Origin of the sequence: Streptomyces sp. NPDC048415 (genome assembly GCF_040651675.1) — a bacterium.
GTDB lineage: Bacteria > Actinomycetota > Actinomycetes > Streptomycetales > Streptomycetaceae > Streptomyces.
The window spans coordinates 1-22136 of the sequence record NZ_JBEZKJ010000030.1 but is presented as its reverse complement, the minus strand read 5'-3'; the positions used below and the strand labels follow the sequence as shown (position 1 = coordinate 22136).

The window sequence follows — 22136 nt, the reverse complement described above, 5'->3', positions numbered from 1 at the left end:
CGGGGGGTCCTCACAGGAAGTACAGGCGGTTGAGGGATACGGAGTCGGCGGGCTCGGAACGGATCGGGTCGCCGTCGAGGGTGACCAGGCCGGTGCGCTGGTCGACGTCCACCGCTCCCGTACGGGAGTTGAGGCGCAGGTCGGCCGGTCCGATGCCGCGCGTGCCGCGCACGGCGACCCGGCGACGGCGGGTCGGCATCGTGTCGCCGCCCTGGTCGAGGGCGGCCTGCGCCACGAAGGCCACCGAGATCTCGGCGGGCGTCGCCCCGTGCGCTCCGAACTGGGGCCCCAGGACGAGGGGTTCGCAGGTGTCGGTGGCCGCGTTGGGATCTCCGACGACCCCGTACGCCGGGAAACCCGACTTCAGCACGAGCTGCGGCTTGGCGCCGAAGTACTCGGGCCGCCACAGCACGATGTCGGCGAGTTTGCCGGCCTCGATGGATCCGACCTCGTGCGCGAGGCCGTGTGCGATGGCGGGGTTGATGGTCAGCTTGGCCATGTAGCGCAGGACGCGTTCATTGTCGTGCTCCTCGGGGGCGCCGAACTCGGCCTTCATCTTTCCGGCCATCGCGAAGGTCCGGCGTACGGTCTCGCCCGCGCGGCCCATGCCCTGTGCGTCCGAGGAGGTGATCCCGATCGCGCCGAGGTCGTGCAGCACGTCCTCGGCGCCCATGGTCCCGGCCCGGATCCGGTCGCGGGCCATGGCGGCGTCGCCGGGCAGGTCCGTCTTCAGGTCGTGGACGGAGACGATCATCCCGTAGTGCTCGGCGACCGCGTCCCGGCCGAAGGGCAGGGTGGGATTGGTGGAGGAGCCGATGACGTTCGGGACTCCGGCCATTTTCAGGACGTTGGGTACGTGCCCGCCGCCGCACCCCTCGATGTGGAAGGCGTGGATGGTGCGGCCCTCGAGGACCCGCAGTGTGTCCTCGACGGACAGACACTCGTTCAAGCCGTCGCTGTGCAGGGCGACCTGGACGTCGTGCTCCTCGGCGACCCGGAGCGCCGTGTCGAGGGCGCGGGTGTGGGCGCCCATGTCCTCGTGGACCTTGAAGCCGCTCGCTCCGCCCTCGGCGAGGGCCTCGATCAGCGGCGCGTCGGAGGAGGACGAACCCCGGCCCAGGAAGCCGATGTTGACCGGCCAGGCGTCGAAGGCGCTGAAGGCGTGGCGCAGTGCCCAGGGGGAGTTGACGCCCACGCCCCACACCGGGCCGAACTCCTGGCCGATGATCGTCGTCACACCGGAGGCGAGCGAGGCCTCCATGATGCGCGGCGAGAGCAGATGGACGTGCGTGTCGACGGCTCCGGCGGTGGCGATGAGCCCCTCCCCGGACACGATGGACGTGCCCGTGCCGACCACGACGTCGACGCCGTCGAGGGTGTCGGGGTTCCCGGCCCGCCCGATCGAGCAGATCCGCCCCTCGCGGATGCCGATGGAGACCTTGCGAATGCCCTGGACGGCGTCGATCACGACGACGTTGCTGATGACGACGTCGCAGGTCTCACGGACGGCGGCGGCCTTGAGGTGCAGTCCGTCGCGCGCGGTCTTGCCGAAGCCGGCGAGGAACTCGTCACCGTGCCGCTGTGCGTCGGACTCGATGCGGATCACCAGCCCCGAGTCGCCGAGGCGGACGCGGTCGCCGGCGCGGGGGCCGTGGGTGGCGGCGTATTCGTACGGATTCACAGCTCAGCTCCGAGATATCCGCAGGCGGCGGCCCTGCGCAGGGCCTCTTCCTTCGCCCCCGGCGCGTCCAGCCGCCCGTCGACGAGCCCCGCGAACCCGATCGCGACCCGCTTGCCCCCGATCGGCAGGAGCCCGACCTCGACGCTCTCCCCCGGCCCGAAGCGGACCGAGGACCCGGCGGGCACGGCGAGCCGCGTCCCGTAGGCCGCGGCGCGGTCGAAGTCGAGGCGCGGGTTGGCCTCGAAGAAGTGGAAGTGGGAGGTGACGGAGACAGGCACGGTGGCCGTGTTCGTGACGAGCAGCCGCAGGACCGCCTCGGGCTCGGCGTGGCCTGGTCCCGGCAGCAGGGCGCCCGGGGCCTGATCGCCCAGCCCGCCGCCGAGGGGGTCGCTGACGACCGCGAGTCGCGAACCGTCGTCGAAGACCGCCTCGACATGCACCTCGGTGACGACGTCCGCGACGCCCGGCAGCACATCGCCCGGGCCTAGGACGGACCGGGCGCGCTCGATGGCCTCGGCCAGCCTGGCCCCGTCACGGGCCGCCTCGCACACCGTGTCGGCGATCAGGGCGGTCGCCTCGGGCACGTTGAGCCTGAGACCGCGGGCCTTGCGGGCCCGGGCCAGTTCGGCCGCCGAGAACAGCAGCAGCCGGTCACGCTCCGTAGGGGTCAGCCTCACGCCACGACACCTCCTTGCCTTCCTCGCTTTTGAGTACCACTCTAAACGGGGGATTCATGAAACGGAAACATTGACTTTCACCTGCCGAAGCCTGACATTGAACGTCGCTCAAACATCTCAGGCGGCCGTCGAAGGAGACCAGCCATGCCGATAGAACAGCGCGGAGTCGACACCATCCCGGACGAGGAGCGCACCAGCGGGCCGCGCGACCTCGTCTCGATCCTGCTGGGATCCAATCTGTGCCTCGGTGTGATCATCTTCGGCTGGCTGCCGGCGTCGTTCGGCCTCGGCTGGTGGGCCTCCGTGAGCGCGATTGTGGCGGGCACGGTGGTCGGCACGGCCCTGACGGCGCCGCTGGCCCTCGTGTCACTGCGTACCGCGACCAACCTCTCCACCTCCTCCGGCGCCCAGTTCGGCGTCCGGGGACGCCTGGTCGGTTCGGTCGTCGGACTGCTCCTCGCCCTCGGCTACACCGCGCTGACCGTGTGGATCGGCGGCGATGTGATGGTGAGCGTGCTCGGCCGCCTCTTCGGACTGCCGGCGAACGGAGTGTCGTACGCCGTCGTCTACGCGCTGCTGGCCGCCGCCACGGTTGCGGGCGCGGTGTACGGCTACCGCGTGCTGCTGGCCATGTCCCGGGTCCTCGCGATCGGCATGACGGCTCTGCTGGCCGTCGGCGTGATCGCGTACGCCCCGCACTTCACCACCGCCGCGCTGCCGGGGACCGGCGGCTATCTGCTCGGCTCCTTCTGGCCGACCTGGCTGCTGGCGGCGGTGGCGGCGGGCCTGTCGGGCCCGATCGCGTTCATCACCCTGCTCGGCGACTACACCCGCTACATCTCCCCGTCCCGCCACTCCTCCCGCACGGTCCTGCACGCGACCTGGCTCGGACTGACCCTCGGTCTCCTGGTCCCCCAGCTCTTCGGCACCTTCACGGCGTACGCGGCCCACGCGGCCCTCGACTACGCGGGGCCGCTGGTCTCCGCGTCGCCCACCTGGTATCTCGTCCCGTTGCTGCTGGCCGCCTCCGCGGGCTCGGTCGGCAACGCGGGCCTGATGCTCTACTCCATGGGCCTCGACCTCGACGCGATCCTGCCCCGCGCCTCCCGCGCCCGGGCCACCTACACGGTCGCCGCCGTCGCCATGCTCTGCGTCTTCGCCGGCCACTACGCCTGGAACGCGCAGTCCGCGATGACGTCCTTCGTCCTCCTGCTGACCGCGCTCGGCACCCCGTGGGCTGTCATCACCCTGATCGGCTTCGTCCGCTGCCGCGGCGTCTACGACCCGGACGCCCTCCAGGTCTTCAACCGCCGCTCCCAGGGCGGCGTGTACTGGTACCGGTCCGGCTGGAACATCCAGGCCGTCGTGTCCTGGACCCTCGGCGCGTTCACCGGCCTCCTCGCGGTCTCCCTCCCCTCCTACGAGGGCCCCCTGCTCTCCCTGACCGGCGGGGTGGACTGCAGCTTCCTGCTGTCGGGGGCGGTGGGCGGACTGGTCTACCTGGTGCTGTCTCCGAAGACAGTCCACGGCTCGGGCGGCTCACAGCACGCCGCGGCCGAGATCGGCGTCACAGCAGGCCCCCAGCGGTGAGCGTCGGCACGCACAGTGCCATGGATCCGGCGAAGGCGACGGCCGCCGACGGCAGGGCCGCGCCCAGGCGCTCGCCCTCGTTCACCTTCAGCAGGATCGCCAACAGGGCGACGACCAGGGAAAACAGGACTGCGACGAGAAGCCAGGCAGCCGTGGCCGCGGGCTGGGCCGGCGAATTGGTCATGACGAATCCTTCTGGAACGTCGTAGATCACAGAGCGGAAGGCGGCGCGCGGCTCAGCCCGTCTCCAGGCCCGGCAGGAACCGGCTCGCGCCGAAAGCGGGCTTCAGGTCGGTGAACCAGGTCGCGCTCTCGTCGTACACGGCGAAGAAGGGGCGGTCGACCAGGTCAGGGTTCCGTGCCTGGATGAGGTGCAGGACGAAGACCTTCTCGCCCGCCACCTCGGCGACCCCGTCCACGCAGACCTTGCCGGGCATCGCCGACATGACCGGGCCGCGCACGGTGCGGGCGAGCCCTGAGACGCGGGCGTAGGCGTCGCGGAAGATCTGGTGGCCGCGGGCCAGCGGCACCCCGAAGTAGCCCTGCGGGCCGGTGTCACGCTCCACGAACTGGTAGTACGGCACCGCGCCGAGCGTGGTCGTCTCGTCCCACAGGTCGGCCCAGGCGTCCGCGTTGTCGTTGATCCCGGCCACCAGCGGCCTGCGGGCGGCGCGGGGTGCGTAACGCCCGTGCCAGCCACCGCACCCGCGATATCCGCGACCCGTTCACCCGCACTCCTCCCCCGGACGTGTGTGCACACGGGACAGCACACGCTCCCCCCGTGGACTCAGTGGATACCCGCCCGGCGAAGGCGATACGCGTCGAACGAAGTACCGGCCCCCGCCCGCTTGTTGGAGCGGACGGGGGCCGGAGGGGCAGGGCCGGAGGGGCAGGCCGGCAGGCGCAGGCCCGGAGGGGCAGGCCGGCAGGCGCAGGCCCGGAGGGGCAGGCCCGGCAGGCGCAGGCCCGGAGGGGCAGGCCCGGAGGGGCAGGCCCGGCAGGCACAGGCCCGGCAGGCACAGGCCCGGCAGGCGCAGACCCCGCAGGCGCAGACCCCGCAGGCGCAGGCCCGAAGAGGCAGGCCGCCAGGCGCAGGCCCGCAGGGACCGGCTCAGCGGAAGGCGAGTCCGGGAGGGACCGGCTCAGCCCAGGCGGTGCATCCAGCCGTGCTTGTCCTCGCTGATGCCCCGCTGGATGTCCAGCAGCGCCTCGCGGAGCTTCAGCGTGACCTCGCCGGGCTCGCCGCCCGACTGCTGCCACTCGGTGCCGGTGCGCTTGACCGTGCCGACGGGGGTGATGACGGCGGCCGTGCCGCAGGCGAAGACCTCGGTCAGGGTGCCGTTCTCGGCGTCGCGCTGCCACTGGTCGATGGAGACACGGCCCTCCTCGGACACGTAGCCGAGGTCGCGGGCGACGGTCAGGAGGGAGTCACGGGTGACACCTTCCAGGATGGACCCCGTCAGCGAGGGAGTGATGATCTTGTCGCCGTACACGAAGTACAGGTTCATGCCGCCCAGTTCCTCGACCCACTTGTGCTCCACGGCGTCGAGGTAGCAGACCTGGTCGCAGCCCATGGCGGCGGCCTCGGCCTGCGCGAGGAGGGACGCCGCGTAGTTGCCGCCGGTCTTGGCGTCGCCCATGCCGCCGGGGACGGCACGCACGCGGTCCTCGGAGAGCCAGATGGAGACCGGCCTCACGCCGCCCGCGAAGTACGCGCCGGCGGGCGAGGCGATCACTAGGAAGAGGTACTCGTTGGCGGGCTTCACGCCGAGGCCCACCTCGGTCGCGATCATGAACGGGCGCAGGTACAGGGACTCCTCGCCGCCGTGCGCCGGGACCCAGTCGCGGTCCTGCTGGACCAGCACGTCACAGGCCTCGATGAACGTCTCGACCGGCAGCTGCGGCATACCGAGCCGGCGGGCGGAGGCCTGAAAGCGCTTGGCGTTCTTGTCGGGGCGGAAGGTGGCGACGGAGCCGTCGGGCTGGCGATAGGCCTTGAGTCCCTCGAAGATCTCCTGCGCGTAGTGCAGGGTCATGTTCGCGGGGTCCAGGGAGAGCGGGCCGTAGGGAACGAGCTGGCCGTCGTGCCAGCCGCGGCCCTCGGTCCACTTGATCGTCACCATGTGGTCGGTGAAGTGGCGGCCGAACCCGGGGTTGGTCAGGATCGCCTCGCGCTCCGCGTCGGAGAGCGGACGGGCGGAGGGCTTGAGCTCGATCGTGGGCGTCGTCATGAGTGGTTGTCCTTCACCGGTTTGTGTGTGACGGGCCGCGCTCACGTCCGCACTGCCAGTGGCCAGTGCTAGGACGTCCGAGCATTCCCTCAATCCGCGGCTCCGCGTTCGATTATCGCGCGCGGAGAGCCGTGGACGAAAACGGTGTGTAGCGGCCCAGGGAATTGCCCAGGGGTTGATGGTGGCACCCGGCGAGGGCATAGCAAAAGCCGCCGGGTGCGGATGCGACCCGGCGGCTCCTACGAAGGGTAAGTGGCCCGGCGGGTCAGCCGGCTACTCGTACGGCGAGCGCGTCGCCGATCTCGTCGGTGCTACGGGCGGGCTTGCCCACCCGCTCCGCGAGGTCGGCGGAGACGGCGTCCTCGATGCGGGCGGCCTCGGCCTCGTAGCCGAGGTGGCGCAGCAGGAGGGCGACGGACAGGACGGTGGCGCTGGGGTCGGCCTTGCCCTGGCCCGCGATGTCGGGCGCCGAGCCGTGCACGGGCTCGAACATCGAGGGGAACTCGCCGCTCGGGTTGATGTTGCCGGAGGCGGCGACGCCGATGCCGCCGGAGACGGCCGCGGCGAGGTCGGTGATGATGTCGCCGAAGAGGTTGTCGGTGACGATCACGTCGAAGCGCTCGGGGTCGGTGACGAGATAGATCGTCGCCGCGTCCACGTGGATGTAGTCGGTGGTGACCTCGGGGAACTCCTTGGCCACCCGGTTGAAGACGTTCGTCCAGAGGTGGCCCGCGAAGGTCAGCACGTTGTTCTTGTGGACCAGCGTCAGCTTCTTGCGCGGACGGGCCTGCGCACGGGCGAACGCGTCGCGGACGACTCGCTCGACCCCGAAGGCCGTGTTGACGGACACCTCGGTGGCGACCTCGTGCGGGGTGCCCTTGCGGATGGTGCCGCCGTTGCCGGTGTACGGACCCTCGGTGCCCTCGCGTACCACCACGAAGTCGATCGCGGGCTGGCCCGCGAGCGGGGTCTCGACACCCGGGAGGAGCTTCGAGGGGCGCAGGTTCACGTGGTGGTCGAAGGCGAAGCGGAGCTTGAGCAGGAAGCCGCGCTCAAGGACGCCGGAGGGGACCGACGGGTCGCCGATCGCGCCGAGCAGGATCGCGTCGTGCTGCTTCAGGGCGTCCAGGTCCGCGTCGGTGAGGGTCTCACCGGTGGCGTGGTAGCGCTTGGCGCCGAAGTCGAATTCCTTGGTCTCCAGCTTCACATCCTGCGGAAGGACGGCGGAGAGGACCTTGAGCCCCTGGGCCACGACTTCCTGGCCGATGCCGTCACCGGGGATCACTGCGAGATTGATGCTGCGAGACATGACGGCACCGTACTCCTGGTCCCATGGGATGACACGCCATGTCCGCCATACGGACACGGCGGCGATTCGTCGGCTCCCGTTCACTCTTACGTATGGCGGACGTTGGGAGTTGCTGGGAAGTTCTCGAACATGGACACCCCTGACGTCGGCATTCCCGAGCCGCTCGCGCGCGGGATGAGCATGGCGGAGCAGCACGAGTACCTGCGGACGAAGCTCACCCGGCGCCGCGCGCTGGTCACTGCGGGCGCGTTCGCGGGCGGCGGGCTGCTGGCCGGCTGCTCCTCGGCCACGGCGGGTGCGCGCTCGTCCACCTCGACGCCGAATCCGGCGACCAGCCGCGTACCCGGGTCCGTCGTCACCCCCTTCGGCCGCCACCTCGCCTTCGGCGCGGACCCCAAGACGCAGATGCGGATCTCCTGGCAGGTGCCGTTCGCGGTGCGCAAGCCGTATGTACGGGTGGGTCTGACGCCCTGGGGTCTGAGCCGGAAGATCGAGGCCGAGGTGCGCGCCCTGCACACGCCGGCCCTCGCGGGGCAGCGCTTCGCACTGGACCAGTACTACCTGCACGCGGCGCTCGACGGGCTGCGCCCCGGAACGACGTACTACTACGGCGTCGGTCACGAGGGGTTCGACCCGGCCTCCCGGGAGCGGCACTCCACGGTCGGCTCCTTCCGCACGGCGCCGGCCAGTCCCGGAACCTTCGTGTTCACCGCCTTCGGCGACCAGGGCGTCACCCCCGACGCGCTCGCGGGCGACAAGGCGCTGCTCGGCCGGCACCCGGCCTTCCATCTGCACGCGGGCGACATCTGCTACGCCGACTCGATCGGCCTCGGCAAGGACTCCGACGTCTACGACCCCAGCGCCTGGGATCTGTTCCTCAAGCAGACCGAGACGGTGGCGAAGTCGGTGCCGTGGATGGTGACGACCGGCAACCACGACATGGAGGCGTGGTACTCGCCGAACGGCTACGGCGGCCAGTCGGCGCGCTGGTCCCTGCCGGACAACGGTTTCGACGCGCGGAAGGCGCCGGGCGTGTACTCGTTCACGTACGGCAATGTCGGCATCGTGGCGCTGGACGCGAACGACGTGTCGTACGAGATTCCCGCCAACCTGGGCTACACGGACGGCAGGCAGACGGCCTGGGTCGACAAGCGGCTCGGTGAACTGCGGAAGGCGGTCGACTTCGTCGTGGTCTTCTTCCACCACTGCGCCTACTCGACGTCGACGCACGCCTCCGACGGGGGCGTTCGCGACGCCTGGCTGGCGCTGTTCGCCAAGCACCAGGTGGACCTGGTGATCAACGGGCACAACCACGTGTACGAGCGGACCGACGCCATCAAGGGCGGCGCGGTGGGCAAGCCGGTGCCGGTGGGTGCGTCGACCGATCCGACGCGGGACGGGATCGTGTACGTCACGGCGGGCGGCGCGGGCAAGAGCCTGTACCGGTTCCCCGCCGGGGTGAAGGACAGCTACGAGGGGAAGGTCGCCGACCACGAGTCCGTGGACACCTTCCACTGGACCAAGTCGCAGCAGCAGAAGCCGGACACGGTCGAGTGGTCACGCGTGCGGTACACCGGCTTCTCCTTCCTCTCGGTGGAGGTGGAGGCGGCTAGCTCTCCCCGGCTCAAGGTGTCGGCGCTCGCGCAGAGCGGCGAGCGCATCGACCACTTCGAGGTGCGGCGCGGCGCGTAGGCCCCGCGCCGCACCCCGTGCGGGTGCGGCTCCCGGCAGAGGTGGTGGGCTCAGTGGCCCGTCGCGCCGCCGTTGTCCCTGCGGTCGAGGGCGCGCTGGAGGGCGGCGGCGGCGTTCTTGCGGTCGGACTCGCTCGTACGGGAGATGTGGCGGACTCGGCGGACGGTCGTCTCGGCCATGGTGAATCGACTCCTTGCCTCCGGGCGCACAGCGACCGGAAATGCGTGAGGGATACGAGACGCCGGAAGGGGCGGGGAGCGGTGCCGCAGGGGTTGCCTGCCAAGGGCTCCGGCTCACGACCGCCATTCGCTGGGTCGAGCGAGACGTTCGGCTCCTACAAAAGTAGGCGAGGACCGCGCGTCTGTCTCCACAATTACTCGGACTTCCTACTATCTGAGACGGCGGATTGAGTCACACCGCTCCAACCTGGGACGACGGTCCGTACGGCGTCGCCAGCCGCGGAGTGCGGACGCAGAGCGCCCGCCGCCACGGCCAGGCGTGGCACGTAGGCCTTCGCCCGGCTCCGGCGCCTCGCTGGCTGCGGGGGGCGCTGACGCGGGTGGCGAAAGGAGTCACCCCCTCCGCTGCGGATAGTGCTCCCCACCTGCGGCTATGAACACGGCTCATGGAAGCGGCCGTGCCATGAGCACAACCCTCTGCCGGGCGGTCACATTCCTTCCTACGGTCCCTTGCCATGAACGACATCGCGCTCACCGTGCTGCAGACCGCCCGCCCGACCGGCTTCCCGACCTCGGACCACTTCCGTTTCGCCGAGTCACCCGTGCCCGAACCGGGCCCGGGCGCGGCGCTCGTCGAGAACCTGTACTGGTCCGTCGACCCGTATCACCGCGAAATGATGGATGGCGACTTCGAGCTCAACGCCCCTCTGGAGGGTCGCGCCCTCGGCCGGGTGATCGAGTCCCGCGACCCGGCGCTCCCCGAGGGGGAGATCGTCTTCCACCGCGCGGGCTGGCGCACGCACTCCGTCGTACGCCCGGACGAGACCAGACGCCTCCCCCGCCACGAGGGCGTACCGCTGTCCGCGTATCTGAGCGTGCTCGGCGGCACCGGCCTGACCGCGTACGTCGCTCTCACCCGCATCGCCCGACTGCGGGAAGGGGACGATCTGTTCGTCTCGGCGGCCGCGGGCGGGGTCGGCACGGCGACCGGAAGGTTCGCGCGACTGCTGGGCGCCGGACGGCTGATCGGCAGCGCGGGCGGCGCGGCGAAGGTGGCGTACCTGAGGGACCGGGTCGGCTACGACGAGGCCTTCGACTACCGCTCGGGGCCGGTGGCCGAGCTGCTCGGGAAGGCCGCGCCCGACGGTATCGACGTATGCGTCGACAACGGCGGCGGCGACCAACTCGGCGCGGCCATCGGCTCGTTGCGCGACCGGGGCCGGGTGGTGCGGGTGGGCACGGTCGGCCAGTACAACACACCGGACGCGCCGCCGGTCCTCTTCAACCACGCCGACGTGGTGGAGAAGAGCCTGCGGATCGAGGGCTTCCTGGTGAGCGACTACCGTGACGCACAGGAGGAGTTGTACGAGTTCGCCGTACCGCATCTGCTCAGTGGCCGACTCTCGCTCGACGAGACGGTCGTCGACGGTTTCGAGCGGATCGTGGACGCGTTCCTGTCGATGCTGCGCGGCGGCAACACGGGCACGATGATCGTGCGGGACATCAGTCAGGCCTGAGAGGCCGTCGGCACATGAACCGCACCCGACGGGACCGTCACAGCACGTCCCCCTCACGCCAGTCGAAGACCAGCTCGTACGCCGGGTCCAGGGAACCGGCCGAGGCGGGGCGCACGAACGTGGTGCCCTCCTCCTCCGGGAGGCGTACGACGCCGGCCGGGCCGAGCGCGCAGATCCGGCCGGGCCAGCTCTGCCAGCCCCGGCCGGCGTAGAGGGCGGCCCCCTCCTCGCTCGCGGAGAGCGCCCCGAGCGCGTACGCCCCCTCGATGATCCGCTCGGCCTCTGCCATCACCCGACCGCCGAGGCCCGAGCGGCGCACGTCCGCCCGTACGCCGACCGCCTCCACGTATCCGACGCGCAGCGAGCGGCCGCGGTGCAGGACGCGCCGCTGGATCACCGAGCCGTGGGCCGCGAGCCCCCGCTCGTCGTGCACGAGCACATGCAGACCGCCGAGCCCGTGGTCCCAGTCCTCCTCGCTGAAGTCCCCGCCGAAGGCGGCGTCCAGGAGCTCGCGGGCGGCACGGAGTTCGGCGGGGGTGAGGTCCGCCGTGTGGACGGTCCGCAGTCGGAGAGTCATCGGGCCAGTATCACGCGAGGCGCAATCTAACCCCCAAAAGCGTGTTGACTGGTTACAGTCGCTCATGATGCACTGTCCGCATCGCCGCGCCAACCATCAAAATAGGCTTGAGAGGTTAGGGGAACCGATCATGAGCAGCCACCGGGTCCACCACCGCACCACCACCGTCCGCGGTCACGAGATCGCCTACCGCGAGGCGGGCCCCGCGGACGCGCCCGTCCTGCTCCTCCTGCACGGCTTCCCGACCAGCTCGCACATGTTCCGCGACCTGATGCCGCTCCTCGCCGACCGCTACCACCTCATCGCCCCGGACCACCTGGGGTTCGGCCGCTCGGCGACCCCGGCGGCCACCGAGTTCCCGTACACCTTCGACCGACTGGCCGAGATCACCGGTGAGTTCACCGAGCAGCTCGGCCTGAAGGAGTACGCGCTCTACATCCAGGACTACGGCGCCCCGATCGGTCTGCGCCTGGCGCTCGCGCACCCCGAGCGGGTGACCGCGATCATCACGCAGAACGGCAACGCGTACGAGGAGGGGCTGGGCGCCGAGGCCTGGGCGCCGGTCCTCGCGCTGATCGCGGAGCGCACTTCCGAGACCGAGGCGCCGGTCCGTGAGATCAGCGGTCCCGACGGCATCAAGTGGCAGTACCTGCACGGCGTCCCGGACCCCACGCTCGTCAGTCCCGACGCGTACACGCACGACGTGGCCCTCATGGGCCGTCCCGGCCAGCCCGACATCCAGCTCGACCTGATCTCCGACTACGGCTCCAACTTCGCCCTCTACCCGGCCTTCCAGGAGTACTTCCGCACCAGCCAGGTCCCGCTGCTGGCGGTCTGGGGCGGGCACGACGAGATCTTCGTCCCGGCGGGCGCCCTCGCCTTCCGGCGCGACCTCCCCAACGCCGAGATCCATCTCCTGCCCACGGGCCACTTCGCCCTGGAAACGCACGCGGGCCAGGTCGCCGCCCTGATGGACGACTTCCTGGCCCGACATGTGTGACTGAGCGTCAGCCCATGTGCGGGTAGCCGTAGTCGGTCGGCGGGACCAGCGTCTCCTTGATGGCGCGGGTCAGGGTCCAGCGCATCAGGTTCTGCGGGGCGCCGGCCTTGTCGTTGGTGCCGGAGGCACGGCCGCCGCCGAAGGGCTGCTGGCCGACGACGGCACCGGTCGACTTGTCGTTGATGTAGAAGTTGCCCGCGGCGTAGCGGAGCTTCTCCATCGTGTACGCGGCCGCCGCACGGTCGTTGGAGATGACCGCGCCGGTCAGCGCGTAGTCGGACGCCGACTCCATCTGGGTCAGCATCTCGTCGTAGTTGTCGTCCTCGTAGACGTGCACGGCGAGGAACGGGCCGAAGTACTCCGTCTTGAAGACCTCGTTCTCCGGGTCCGCGCACTCGACGACGGTCGGGCGTACGAAGTAGCCGACGGAGTCGTCGTACGAGCCGCCCGCGACGATCGTGCAGCTCGGGTCGGACTTGGCGCGGTCGATGGCCGCCTTGTTCTTGGCGAAGGCCCGCTCGTCGATGACCGCGCCGATGAAGTTCGACAGGTCGGCGACGTCACCCATGGTCAGGTAGTCGACCTCGGCCGCGAACTCCTCCTTGAAACCGGAGTTCCAGATGGAGGCCGGGACATACGCGCGGGAGGTGGCGGAGCACTTCTGCCCCTGGTACTCGAAGGCACCGCGGGTGAGCGCCGTCTTCAGGACCGCACGGTCGGCGCTCGGGTGCGCGACCAGGAAGTCCTTGCCGCCCGTCTCGCCGACCAGGCGCGGGTAGGAGCGGTACTTCTCGATGTTGTTGCCGACCGTCTTCCAGAGGTACTGGAAGGTCTTCGTGGACCCTGTGAAGTGGATGCCGGCCAGGTCGCGGTGCTCAAGGGCGACCTTCGACACCTCGATGCCGTCACCGGTGACGAGGTTGATGACGCCCTTGGGCAGACCGGCCTCCTCCAGGAGCTGCATCAGCAGCACGGCGGCGTGGGTCTGGGTCGGCGATGGCTTCCATACGACGACGTTGCCCATCAGCGCGGGCGCGGTCGGCAGGTTGCCCGCGATCGCCGAGAAGTTGAACGGCGTGATCGCGTAGACGAAACCCTCGAGCGGGCGGTGGTCGAGGCGGTTCCAGACGCCCGGCGAGTTGGCCGGCGGCTGCTCGGCGAGCAGGTCGCGGGCGTACTTCACGTTGAAGCGCCAGAAGTCGACGAGCTCACAGGGACAGTCGATCTCGGCCTGCTGGGCGGTCTTCGACTGGCCGAGCATGGTGGAGGCCGCGAGGGTCTCACGCCAGGGACCGGCCAGCAGCTCGGCCGCACGCAGGATGATCGCGGCGCGGTCGTCGAAGGACATCGCGCGCCAGGCGGGCGCGGCGGCCAGGGCCGCGTCGATGGCATCCTGCGCGTCCTGCTGGGTGGCGTGCGCGCCGGTGCCGATGACGGCCTTGTGGTTGTGCGGCTGCACGACCTCGAAGCGCTCACCGCCGCCGAGCCGCTTCTCGCCGCCGATGGTCATCGACAGCTCGATCGGGTTCTCGGCCAGCTCCTTGAGCTTGGCCTCCAGACGGGTGCGCTCCGGCGAGCCGGGGGCATAGCCGTGCACCGGCTCGTTGACGGGGGCGGGGACCTGGGTCACAGCGTCCATGAGCTACCTCTTCCGAGTGAATCCCTGACTTCAGCCGGGAGAACCGAAGCCATGTGCGTATGTTGGTCGGCGGTCAGGGCTTGACCTTCACGAGCTCGCTGCGGCGGGCGAGTGAGAAGCCCCCAGGGGGCGGAGTCACGGGTTCCGTAACTCCTTTCCGGAACCGGGTCGGCTCAGCCGACCGATGGGCGGTAGCTGCCGTTACCCAGGATGTACCCGGATGCCGACAGCTACCGCTCAGCCCTTGGTGAGGATCGAGCGGGCGAAGAAGAGGAGGTTGGCCGGCTTCTCCGCGAGGCGGCGCATGAAGTAGCCGTACCAGTCGGTGCCGTAGGCGGTGTACACGCGCATGCGGTGGCCCTCGGCGGCGAGCCGCAGGTGCTCCTCGCCGCGGATGCCGTACAGCATCTGGAACTCGTACTCGTCCAGCTTGCGCCCGGCGCGCCGGGCCAGCTCCTGCGCGATGGAGATGAGCCGCGGGTCGTGGGAGCCGATCATCGGGTACCCCTCGCCCTCCATCAGGACCTTCAGGACGCGGACGTACGCCTTGTCGATCTCGGCCTTCTGCTGGTACGCGACCTCGGCGGGCTCCTTGTAGGCGCCCTTCACGAGGCGTACGCGGCTGCCGCTCGCCGCCAGGCGGCGGGCGTCGGCCTCGGTGCGGAACAGATAGGCCTGGATCACGCAGCCCGTCTGCGGGAAGTCCTTGTGCAGCTCCTCGTGGATGGCGAACATCGAGTCGAGGGTGGTGTGGTCCTCGGCGTCCAGCGTGACGGTGGTACCGATGGCGGCGGCGGCCTCGACGACCGGGCGGACATTGCCGAGGGCCAGCTCGTGGCCGCCCTCCAGCGCCTGGCCGAACATCGACAGCTTGACGGACATCTCCGCCTTGGTGCCGAGGTCCAGGTCCTTGAGGCGCTCGATGAGCTCCAGGTACGCGTCACGGGCGGCGTAGGCCTGCTCGCGCGTGGTGATGTCCTCGCCGACGACGTCGAGGGTGACCTCGAGCCCCTTGTCGACGGCGTCCTCGACGACCGGAACGACCTGATCGACCGTCTCACCGGCGATGAAGCGGGCGACCACCTGCTTGGTGCCGGGAGCCGCCGACACGAAGCGGCGCATCTTGTCGCTGCGCGACGCGGCGAGAATCACGGGACCCAGCACGGGGCACCTCCACAACAAAGCGACCAGGAGGCCGTATCCCGACCATTCGGATACGGCACGGAGAACCACCGTGAAACCTAAGGATCCCTCCGATCCTGTGCCATCGACAGCTGTCACGCATCCGTGCCCTGGATTTCAGACAGATGTATGAAGGGCTCCCGGAAATGCGGGAGAATGCCCAAGTGACGGGTGAATACAGAGGCGCCTACCAAGAGCTGGTCGACGAGATCTCGGCGCTCCTGGGCGTGCCCGCGACGCTGGAGAACCGTGACTTCGAGCTGATCGCCTTCGGCGCGTACGACAGCGAGGGCGAGCTCGACCCGTCGGCCCTCGACCCCGTGCGCACCCGCTCGATCCTCACGCGCCGCTCCACCACGGCGGTCCGCACCTGGTTCGAGGGCTTCGGCATCACCCGTGCCACCGACCCGGTGCGCATTCCGCCGACCCCGGAAGCGGGGGTGTACCGGGGACGGATCTGTCTGCCCGTACGCCATCGGAGGATCGTTCTGGGCTACGTCTGGCTCCTCGACGACGACCCCGGCCCCACCGACGCCCAGCTCGGCGCCGCGATGGAGGTCGCCTCCCGCATCGGCGCCCTGCTCGCGGACGAGGCGCAGGCCGGCGCGGACCTCACCCGCGAGCTGCGCGCGGTCCTGACCGCGGAGCGCGGCTGGCAGCGCGACATGGCCGTCGCCGAACTGCGCACGGCTCTCGGCCCGCGCGGCGACGTACTGCACACCGTCGTCTGCGTCGCACCCTGGCCCTCCGCCGACCCGGACGACGCCCCCTCCGCCCGTACGGTGCCGGGCGCGACCGCGCTGTGCACGGTGCCGTGGGGGGCCGCCGGGCACAGCCTGGCCCTGCTCGTACGGCTGCGGTCGGCGGACGTCCTGACTCCGGCGCTGACGGCGGCTTCCCGGTTCGTACGGGAGGCGGAGGAGGCGGGCGCGACCGCGGCCGGGGTCGCCGGAGCCCGGGTGGGTCTCGCCGAGCTGGGCGCCGCCTGGCAGGAGGCGTCGGCCGCCGCGCGCGCGGTACTGGCCGAGCCGCGCCTGGGCCCGGTCGCCGAATGGGCGGCCATCGGCCCCTTCCGCCTCCTGACGTCCCTGCCCCCGGAGATCGCCCAGGACCCCGTCGTACGCGCCCTGTTGTCCCCCGCCCACCGCGAACTGGCCCGCACGGCCGAGGTGTTCCTCGACTGCGCGGGCCAAGCCGGGCGCACGGCAACGGAGTTGGGCATCCACCGCCAGACGCTCTACTACCGCCTCTCCCGGGTCGAACAGCTCACCGGCCTGGACCTGGACGACGGCGAGGACCGGCTGCTGCTGCACATGGCACTGAAGGGGGCGCGGCTCTAGGGAAGGGGCCTCGTCCGCCTACGAGCTCTCGTCTTCGTACAGACCTTCCAGTCCACTGACGCACTCCTCGGCGACCTCCCCCGTAAACCGCGGGCAGGTCCACGCCTCCGGGGCGCGGGGCTGCCCGGCCGGCGGGAACTCCCGGGGCGCGTAGAAGTGCGGCAGGCCGTGCCGGAACTGCGCGTCCCGCAGGGCCGGGTGCTCGTCGTCGTGCGCGCACTCCCCGGGGCGGGGCGCGGCGGCGACGGCGCGCATCGCCGTGAGGACGCCCCGGACCAGGAGAGCGGTGGGCTCGGAGAGGAGATCCGCATGGTCTGGCAGGCGGTGAGCAGCAGTACGGCGCGCTCGCGGTCGTCGGCCTCCTCGTGCCGCTCGTACCGGCGGGCGGCCCATAGGCCCAGGTCGTCGGCGTACTGCTCGTTCCAGCTCTTGCTGTCGAGGCGCTCCGCGAAGAACGCCACGCTGACCCTGATGTACGCGCGGGTCCCGGCCTCCGGATACGGCACCGTCAGCGCGGTGTGGAACCTCGCTTACGACGGTGGCATGGGCGTCGGCGCGGTCGGCTTCGGCGCGCTCGCCGGGTGGACGGGCTATCCGTGGGCTTTCGCCGTCACCGCCCTACTGATGCTGGTGGCACTGGTGCCCGCATGCCGGGACCAGCGGCGGACGGGAGACGCGTAGGGCCCGCGCCGAAGAGGACATCAGTCCTTCGCCTTCGCCGCCGCGTCGATGACCCGCCGCAGCCCCTCGGTGAGGTCGTCCGCGGTGGAGGCGCTCGCCGGGTCGAAGAGCCACTGCACCATCAGTCCGTTGAGCAGCGCCTGATAGAAGCCGCCGACCGACTGGACGGTCTTCTCGTCGAGCGTCGCCTCGTCCAGGTCCGTGAACATCGCGACGAGCCCGGACCGGCCCTCGATCTGCGCCTTCGCCATCAGATCGCGCAGTTCCGGTACCCGGTCCCCCTGCGTGGCGATCTCCATGCTGGCCGCCCACAGGGGCTTGAAGTCGTCGACGGACTCCAGCATCCGCGCCCACACGCTGCGGAAACGCTCGACGGAACCCCCGGGCTCGGCCTCACGGGCCGAGGGCGGATCGAACTTCTCGCCCCACTCCTGGATGAGCTCCACGAAGGCCTGCGTCAGCAGAGCGTCCTTCGAGCCGTAGTGGTAGCCGATGGACGCCAGGTTGGTCCCCGACTCCTTCACGATGTCGCGCGCCGTCGTGCGCACGAACCCCTTCTCCAGCAGGCAGCGCTTGGCGCCTTCGAGCAGATCCTCACGGTGTCCCATACGAGCCAGCGTACCCCCGATCCAGACAAGCGTCCTAGACGATCGTACGAAACGAGCGTCTTATACGCTCGTACTAGACAAGTGTTTAAGACGCCCGTACAGTCCCTGGCATGACGAACTCGACGAGCACGACTCCCGCACCCGGCGCCCTCGCCGGCCGCCGCGAATGGACCGCCCTCGGCGTCCTGATGCTTCCGCTGCTCCTGGTCTCGATGGACGTCTCGGTCCTGTACTTCGCGATCCCCTCGATCAGCGCGGACCTGGAGCCGAGCGGCACCCAACAGCTGTGGATCTTCGACATCTACGCGTTCGTGCTCGCCGGGCTGCTGATGACGATGGGCTCGCTCGGCGACCGCATAGGCCGCCGCAAGCTCCTCCTCTTCGGCGCCGCCGCCTTCGGCACCGCCTCGGTGATCGCCGCCTACGCGAACAGCCCCGAGACCCTGATCGCCGCCCGCGCGCTCCTCGGCATCGGCGGCGCGACGCTGATGCCGTCCACCATGGCGATCATCCGCACGATGTTCACCGACCCCGGCCAGCGCGCGAAGGCGATCGGCCTGTGGTCCGGCGTCATGACCGGCGGTATCGCGCTCGGTTCGGTGATGAGCGGCGTCCTGGTCGAGTACTTCTGGTGGGGCTCGGTCTTCCTGGTCAACCTGCCCGCGATGGTGCTGCTGCTCGTCCTCGGCCCGATCCTGCTGCCCGAGTCCAAGAACCCGGAGCCCGGCCGCTTCGACCTGCTCAGCGTGCCGCTGTCGATGGCCGCCGTGCTGCCGGTCATCTACGGCATCAAGGAAATCCCCTCCGACGGCTGGAAGTTGGAGTACGTCGCCTCGATCGTCGTCGGCCTGGTCTTCACCGCCCTCTTCATCCACCGCCAGCGCACCGCGAAGTCCCCGCTGATCTCCCCTGCCCTGTTCCGCGGCCGCGGCTTCGCACCCGCCGTCGTCCTCAACCTGATCTCTTCCTTCGGGATGATGGGCTCGGCGTACTTCACCACCCAGTACCTCCAGTCCGTGCTCGGCAAGAGCTCCATGGAGGCCGCGCTGTGGGCGCTGCTCCCCACGGTCCTGGTCGGCGTGGCCGCGCCGGTCGCCGCGCAACTGGTGCAGAAGGGTGTGCACCGCGCCCACGTCGTCTCCGCCGGCTTCGTCACCGCCGCCTGCGGCTATGGGCTGCTGACCCTCGCCGGTACCGACTCGATGTGGCTCGTGCTCGCCGGCGCGGGTGTCCTCGCCGCCGGGATCGTCACCGTGATGTCGCAGATGATGGACCTCGCCCTCGGCACCGTCCCGGTGGGCAACGCGGGCGCCGCCTCCTCACTGCTGGAGACCGGCGCGGAGTTCGGCGGCGCGCTGGGCATGGCGGTCCTGGGCTCCATCGGCACGGCGGTCTACCGCCACGACATCCCCTCCGGGGTCCCGGCCCCGGCCCACGAGACCCTCGGCGGCGCGCTGGCCGTCGCCGAGCAGCTGCCGGGCTCCGCGGGGCAGGCCTTGGCGACGGCCGCGCGCGAGGCCTTCACCAGCGGGATGCAGGCGGCGGCGATCGCGGGGGCGGTGCTGCTCCTCGGGGCGGCGGTGCTCGCCACGACGACGCTGCGGAGGGTGCACGTGCGCGAGGCCGAGGCCGCGGAGTCCCTTGTCTGAGGGTGCGCTTTCGCGGACGGGCCGGGATTCCCGGCCCGTCCGGGTTCTCGCCCCCTCCGCCCCTGCCCGTCCCGTCCTTGGGAGGTCTGAAAACCTTTAGCCCGTCCGGCGTTTGAGGACGAGCGCGAAGCGCGACAGGGGGGTCTGGGGGGCGGAGCCCCCAGGTACGGGACGGGTAGGGGCGGAGGGGCGAGAACCATCGGCTGTCGGTGGCGCGTGCCAGGATGGTCACCGTGGCCCAGACATTCGGTACGCCGTTCATCGGCCGGGAGGACGAACTCGCCCGGCTCACCGGCGTGCTGGACCGGGCAACGAACGGCGCCCCCCGCGCCGTACTGATAGCGGGCGACGCCGGCGTCGGCAAAACCCGCACGCTGACGGAAGCCGCCACCCACGCCACCACCACCGGCATAACGGTCCTCACCGGCCACTGCGTGGACCTGGGCGACGTGGGCCTGCCGTACCTGCCGTTCACGGAGATCCTGGGCGTCCTGGCCACCGACGACCGCTTCGCCCCCGCGCTCGCGGCGCACCCGGCGGTGGACCGCCTGCTGGGCACCGGCACCGACGCCATGCCGGACCCCGGCAGCCGCCTGCGCCTCTTCGAGGGCATGGCCGCCCTCCTCGCCGACCTCGCCGGCATCACCCCCCTTCTCCTGGTCCTCGAAGACCTCCACTGGGCCGACCAGTCCTCCCGCGACCTGCTCCGCTTCCTGCTCAGCCGCGGGCTGCTGCACAGTCCCGCGGCCGGTGCCCCCGCCCACCGCCTGGCGATCTTCGCCTCGTACCGGGCGGACGACCTGCACCGCCGCCACCCCCTGCGCCCCCTGCTCGCCGAGCTGATCCGGCTGCCCTCGGTGGACCGCCTGGAGCTGCGGCCGATGCCCGACGCCGAGGTGGCCCGTCTCGTGCGGGCGCTGCGCACCGACCCCCTCTCCGACACCACGGTCCGCCATATCGTCGACCGCGCCGAGGGCAACGCCTTCTACGCGGAGGAGCTGCTCGCCGCCCTGCCCGGCGACATCGACCCCGCATCGCCCGCCATGCCGAGCGGCCTGGCCGACGTCCTCCTCATCCGCATCGAGCAACTCTCCGAGACCGCCCAGCAGGTGCTGCGCACGGCCGCCGTCGCGGGCCGCCGCGTCGAGCACGACCTGTTGCGTGCCGCCGTACAACTGCCCGAGGACGAGTTGGAGTCGGCGCTGCGCGAGGCCGTCGGCCGGCAGTTGCTGGTCCCCGGCGAGGACGGCACGTATTCCTTCCGGCACGCTCTGACCCGCGAGGCCGTGTACACCGATCTACTGCCCGGCGAGCGGGTCCGGCTGCACAGGGCGTTCGCCAAGCTCCTCGCGGGGCACGGGCGTTCGGGCGAGAGCGCGGCGGAGCGCGCCCATCACTCACGCGAGAGCCATGACCTCGCCGACGCGCTCACGGCCTCGCTCGAAGCGGCCGACCACGCCCAGCGGGTCGGCGCGCCCGCCGAGGAGCTGCGCCATCTGGAGACCGTCCTCGAACTGTGGCCGGCGGTGGATCCGGCCGCCCGCCCCCAGGACGGCGACTCGGTGACCCTCACCCTGCGCGCCTCCGCTGCCGCCGCGCACGCCGGCGAGACCCACCGGGCGGTCCACCTCACCCGCGCCGCGCTCGCCAGGGCCGGCTCGGACGCCGACTCCGAACTCGCCGCCCGCGTGCGCTACACCCTGGCGGGCAACCTGATGCGCATCGACAATCTGAAAGCCGCGTTCACCTACAGCAGCGAGGCGCTGGCCATGATCCCCGCCGAGCCGCCGTCGTACACCTGGGTGTGGGCGGCGGCCACCCACGTCATGGCCGCGCGTTACGTGGGCCGTGACGAGGACGCCGAGCGGGTCGCCCGGCAGGCGCTGAGCATCGCCGAACAGCTCCGACTGGCCGACGCCCAGGCCGACTTGATGATCTCCCTGGTCGGCCTGGAAGCGCCCAACCGGCGTACACCGGAAGGCCGCGACCGGCTGCGCCAGGCCCGCGAGCTGGCCCGGGGGGCGAGCAACATACCGGTCGAGATGCGCGCGCTCTACAACCTCGCCGTCGGGTGCTACGAATCCGGTGACCTCGACGAGTGCCTGACCTGGCTCACCGACGGCCTGGACCGCGCCCGCCGCGCGGGTCTGATCTCCTCGCCGTACGCCCTGGAGCTGCGCTACTTGCAGTCCCTGGTGCTCTACACCCTGGGCCGCTGGGAGGAGTGCGCGCGAGCGGCCGAAGCGGATGCCGAACGGCTGCCCGCGGCGGGCGGGTTCGCGACCGGGCCCGCGCTGTACGTCGCCCTGGCGCGCGGCGATCAGGACGCCACCGACCGTGCCCACGCCCTCCTCGACGGGCCGTTCGACTGGATGGCCACGCTCGTCGCGGGCATCGTGCTGACCGACGCCGCAGCGGCGGGAGGGGACGCCGAGGCCGCCGTCGAGCGGATGCGCGCCACGATCGCGGCGCTCACCGGCGACTCGGCGACCGACCGGCCCGACGTCGGTGTGCGTGTATCGGCCGGCGGGCCAGGACTAGGGCCTGTCCGGCGGGATCAGGTCGCAGAGAAGCGAGGGTTCCT

The 22136-nt window shown here is 70.9% G+C and carries 20 protein-coding genes; 8 read left to right on the top strand and 12 right to left on the bottom strand.

The genetic code is table 11. From position 1 onward, the window contains the following. Positions 1 to 10 precede the first annotated feature (10 nt). Both AB0D27_RS20855 and ureA read right to left on the bottom strand, forming a co-directional pair. Positions 11 to 1681 carry an urease subunit alpha gene (locus tag AB0D27_RS20855; RefSeq protein WP_362510674.1) on the bottom strand — a complete coding sequence of 557 codons (1671 nt, stop codon included), beginning with the start codon at positions 1679 to 1681 and terminating at the stop codon, positions 11 to 13. Next, on the bottom strand, positions 1678 to 2358 hold the full coding sequence (gene ureA / locus AB0D27_RS20850; protein ID WP_362510671.1) for an urease subunit gamma: 681 nt from the start codon (positions 2356 to 2358) through the stop codon (positions 1678 to 1680). The genes AB0D27_RS20855 and ureA overlap by 4 nt, the downstream gene beginning before the upstream one ends. Before the next feature lie 144 nt (positions 2359 to 2502). Here ureA and AB0D27_RS20845 point away from each other — a divergent pair, with 144 nt between their 5' ends. Continuing rightward, a complete protein-coding gene (locus AB0D27_RS20845; RefSeq protein ID WP_362510668.1) occupies positions 2503 to 3948 on the top strand; it encodes a cytosine permease in 1446 nt (481 codons plus the stop codon). Here AB0D27_RS20845 and AB0D27_RS20840 read toward each other — a convergent pair. The 4 genes from AB0D27_RS20840 to AB0D27_RS20825 all read right to left on the bottom strand — a co-directional run bounded on the left by AB0D27_RS20840 (position 3926) and on the right by AB0D27_RS20825 (position 7488). After that, positions 3926 to 4132 carry a hypothetical protein gene (locus AB0D27_RS20840; protein WP_362510665.1) on the bottom strand — a complete coding sequence of 69 codons (207 nt, stop codon included), beginning with the start codon at positions 4130 to 4132 and terminating at the stop codon, positions 3926 to 3928. The two genes, AB0D27_RS20845 and AB0D27_RS20840, sit on opposite strands and share 23 nt — an antisense overlap. A gap of 52 nt (positions 4133 to 4184) precedes the next feature. After that, a complete protein-coding gene (locus tag AB0D27_RS20835) occupies positions 4185 to 4601 on the bottom strand; it encodes a hypothetical protein (protein ID WP_362510662.1) in 417 nt (138 codons plus the stop codon). Between the two features lie 489 nt (positions 4602 to 5090). Then, positions 5091 to 6179, bottom strand: coding sequence for a branched-chain amino acid aminotransferase (locus AB0D27_RS20830; protein ID WP_362510659.1), 1089 nt, complete (start codon positions 6177 to 6179; stop codon positions 5091 to 5093). Between the two features lie 265 nt (positions 6180 to 6444). Further along, positions 6445 to 7488: a 3-isopropylmalate dehydrogenase gene (locus AB0D27_RS20825; protein WP_362510656.1), complete on the bottom strand. Its 1044-nt coding sequence runs from the start codon at positions 7486 to 7488 to the stop codon at positions 6445 to 6447. 129 nt (positions 7489 to 7617) lie between these two features. Here AB0D27_RS20825 and AB0D27_RS20820 point away from each other — a divergent pair, with 129 nt between their 5' ends. Continuing rightward, positions 7618 to 9180 carry a metallophosphoesterase family protein gene (locus tag AB0D27_RS20820; RefSeq protein WP_362510653.1) on the top strand — a complete coding sequence of 521 codons (1563 nt, stop codon included), beginning with the start codon at positions 7618 to 7620 and terminating at the stop codon, positions 9178 to 9180. Positions 9181 to 9230: 50 nt separating this feature from the next. Here the strand turns inward: AB0D27_RS20820 and AB0D27_RS20815 are convergent, their stop codons facing one another. Beyond that, positions 9231 to 9359, bottom strand: a complete 129-nt coding sequence (locus AB0D27_RS20815; RefSeq protein WP_362510650.1) for a hypothetical protein — start codon at positions 9357 to 9359, stop codon at positions 9231 to 9233. 515 nt (positions 9360 to 9874) lie between these two features. Between AB0D27_RS20815 and AB0D27_RS20810 the strand changes: the two genes are divergently transcribed. After that, positions 9875 to 10876 carry an NADP-dependent oxidoreductase gene (locus AB0D27_RS20810; RefSeq protein ID WP_362510647.1) on the top strand — a complete coding sequence of 334 codons (1002 nt, stop codon included), beginning with the start codon at positions 9875 to 9877 and terminating at the stop codon, positions 10874 to 10876. Between the two features lie 37 nt (positions 10877 to 10913). Here AB0D27_RS20810 and AB0D27_RS20805 read toward each other — a convergent pair whose 3' ends face one another. Next, positions 10914 to 11453, bottom strand: a complete 540-nt coding sequence (locus AB0D27_RS20805) for a GNAT family N-acetyltransferase (RefSeq protein WP_362510644.1) — start codon at positions 11451 to 11453, stop codon at positions 10914 to 10916. 130 nt (positions 11454 to 11583) lie between these two features. Here AB0D27_RS20805 and AB0D27_RS20800 point away from each other — a divergent pair, with 130 nt between their 5' ends. After that, entirely contained in the window at positions 11584 to 12453 is an 870-nt protein-coding gene (locus AB0D27_RS20800; RefSeq protein ID WP_362510641.1) for an alpha/beta hydrolase, read from the top strand. 7 nt (positions 12454 to 12460) lie between these two features. Here AB0D27_RS20800 and pruA read toward each other — a convergent pair whose 3' ends face one another. Both pruA and AB0D27_RS20790 read right to left on the bottom strand, forming a co-directional pair. After that, positions 12461 to 14092, bottom strand: coding sequence for an L-glutamate gamma-semialdehyde dehydrogenase (gene pruA / locus AB0D27_RS20795; protein ID WP_362510638.1), 1632 nt, complete (start codon positions 14090 to 14092; stop codon positions 12461 to 12463). Positions 14093 to 14329: 237 nt separating this feature from the next. Continuing rightward, complete coding sequence (locus AB0D27_RS20790) at positions 14330 to 15256, bottom strand: proline dehydrogenase family protein (protein WP_362510635.1); 927 nt, start codon at positions 15254 to 15256, stop codon at positions 14330 to 14332. A gap of 164 nt (positions 15257 to 15420) precedes the next feature. On the opposite strand from AB0D27_RS20790, the gene AB0D27_RS20785 reads away from it, so the two are divergent. Then, complete coding sequence (locus tag AB0D27_RS20785) at positions 15421 to 16614, top strand: helix-turn-helix domain-containing protein (RefSeq protein WP_362510632.1); 1194 nt, start codon at positions 15421 to 15423, stop codon at positions 16612 to 16614. Between the two features lie 18 nt (positions 16615 to 16632). Here the strand turns inward: AB0D27_RS20785 and AB0D27_RS20780 are convergent, their stop codons facing one another. After that, positions 16633 to 16869: a hypothetical protein gene (locus AB0D27_RS20780; protein WP_362510629.1), complete on the bottom strand. Its 237-nt coding sequence runs from the start codon at positions 16867 to 16869 to the stop codon at positions 16633 to 16635. A gap of 54 nt (positions 16870 to 16923) precedes the next feature. Here AB0D27_RS20780 and AB0D27_RS20775 point away from each other — a divergent pair, with 54 nt between their 5' ends. Beyond that, on the top strand, positions 16924 to 17295 hold the full coding sequence (locus AB0D27_RS20775; protein ID WP_362510627.1) for a hypothetical protein: 372 nt from the start codon (positions 16924 to 16926) through the stop codon (positions 17293 to 17295). A gap of 20 nt (positions 17296 to 17315) precedes the next feature. Here the strand turns inward: AB0D27_RS20775 and AB0D27_RS20770 are convergent, their stop codons facing one another. Next, positions 17316 to 17903, bottom strand: coding sequence for a TetR/AcrR family transcriptional regulator (locus AB0D27_RS20770; RefSeq protein WP_362510624.1), 588 nt, complete (start codon positions 17901 to 17903; stop codon positions 17316 to 17318). A 110-nt stretch (positions 17904 to 18013) separates the two neighbouring features. Between AB0D27_RS20770 and AB0D27_RS20765 the strand changes: the two genes are divergently transcribed. Continuing rightward, the gene (locus AB0D27_RS20765) at positions 18014 to 19552 is read left to right on the top strand and encodes an MFS transporter (RefSeq protein WP_362510621.1); all 1539 of its coding nucleotides are present in this window, start codon (positions 18014 to 18016) and stop codon (positions 19550 to 19552) included. A 233-nt stretch (positions 19553 to 19785) separates the two neighbouring features. After that, positions 19786 to 22136 (top strand): AAA family ATPase (locus AB0D27_RS20760; RefSeq protein WP_362510618.1); only part of this gene is annotated, 2351 nt, incomplete at its 3' end.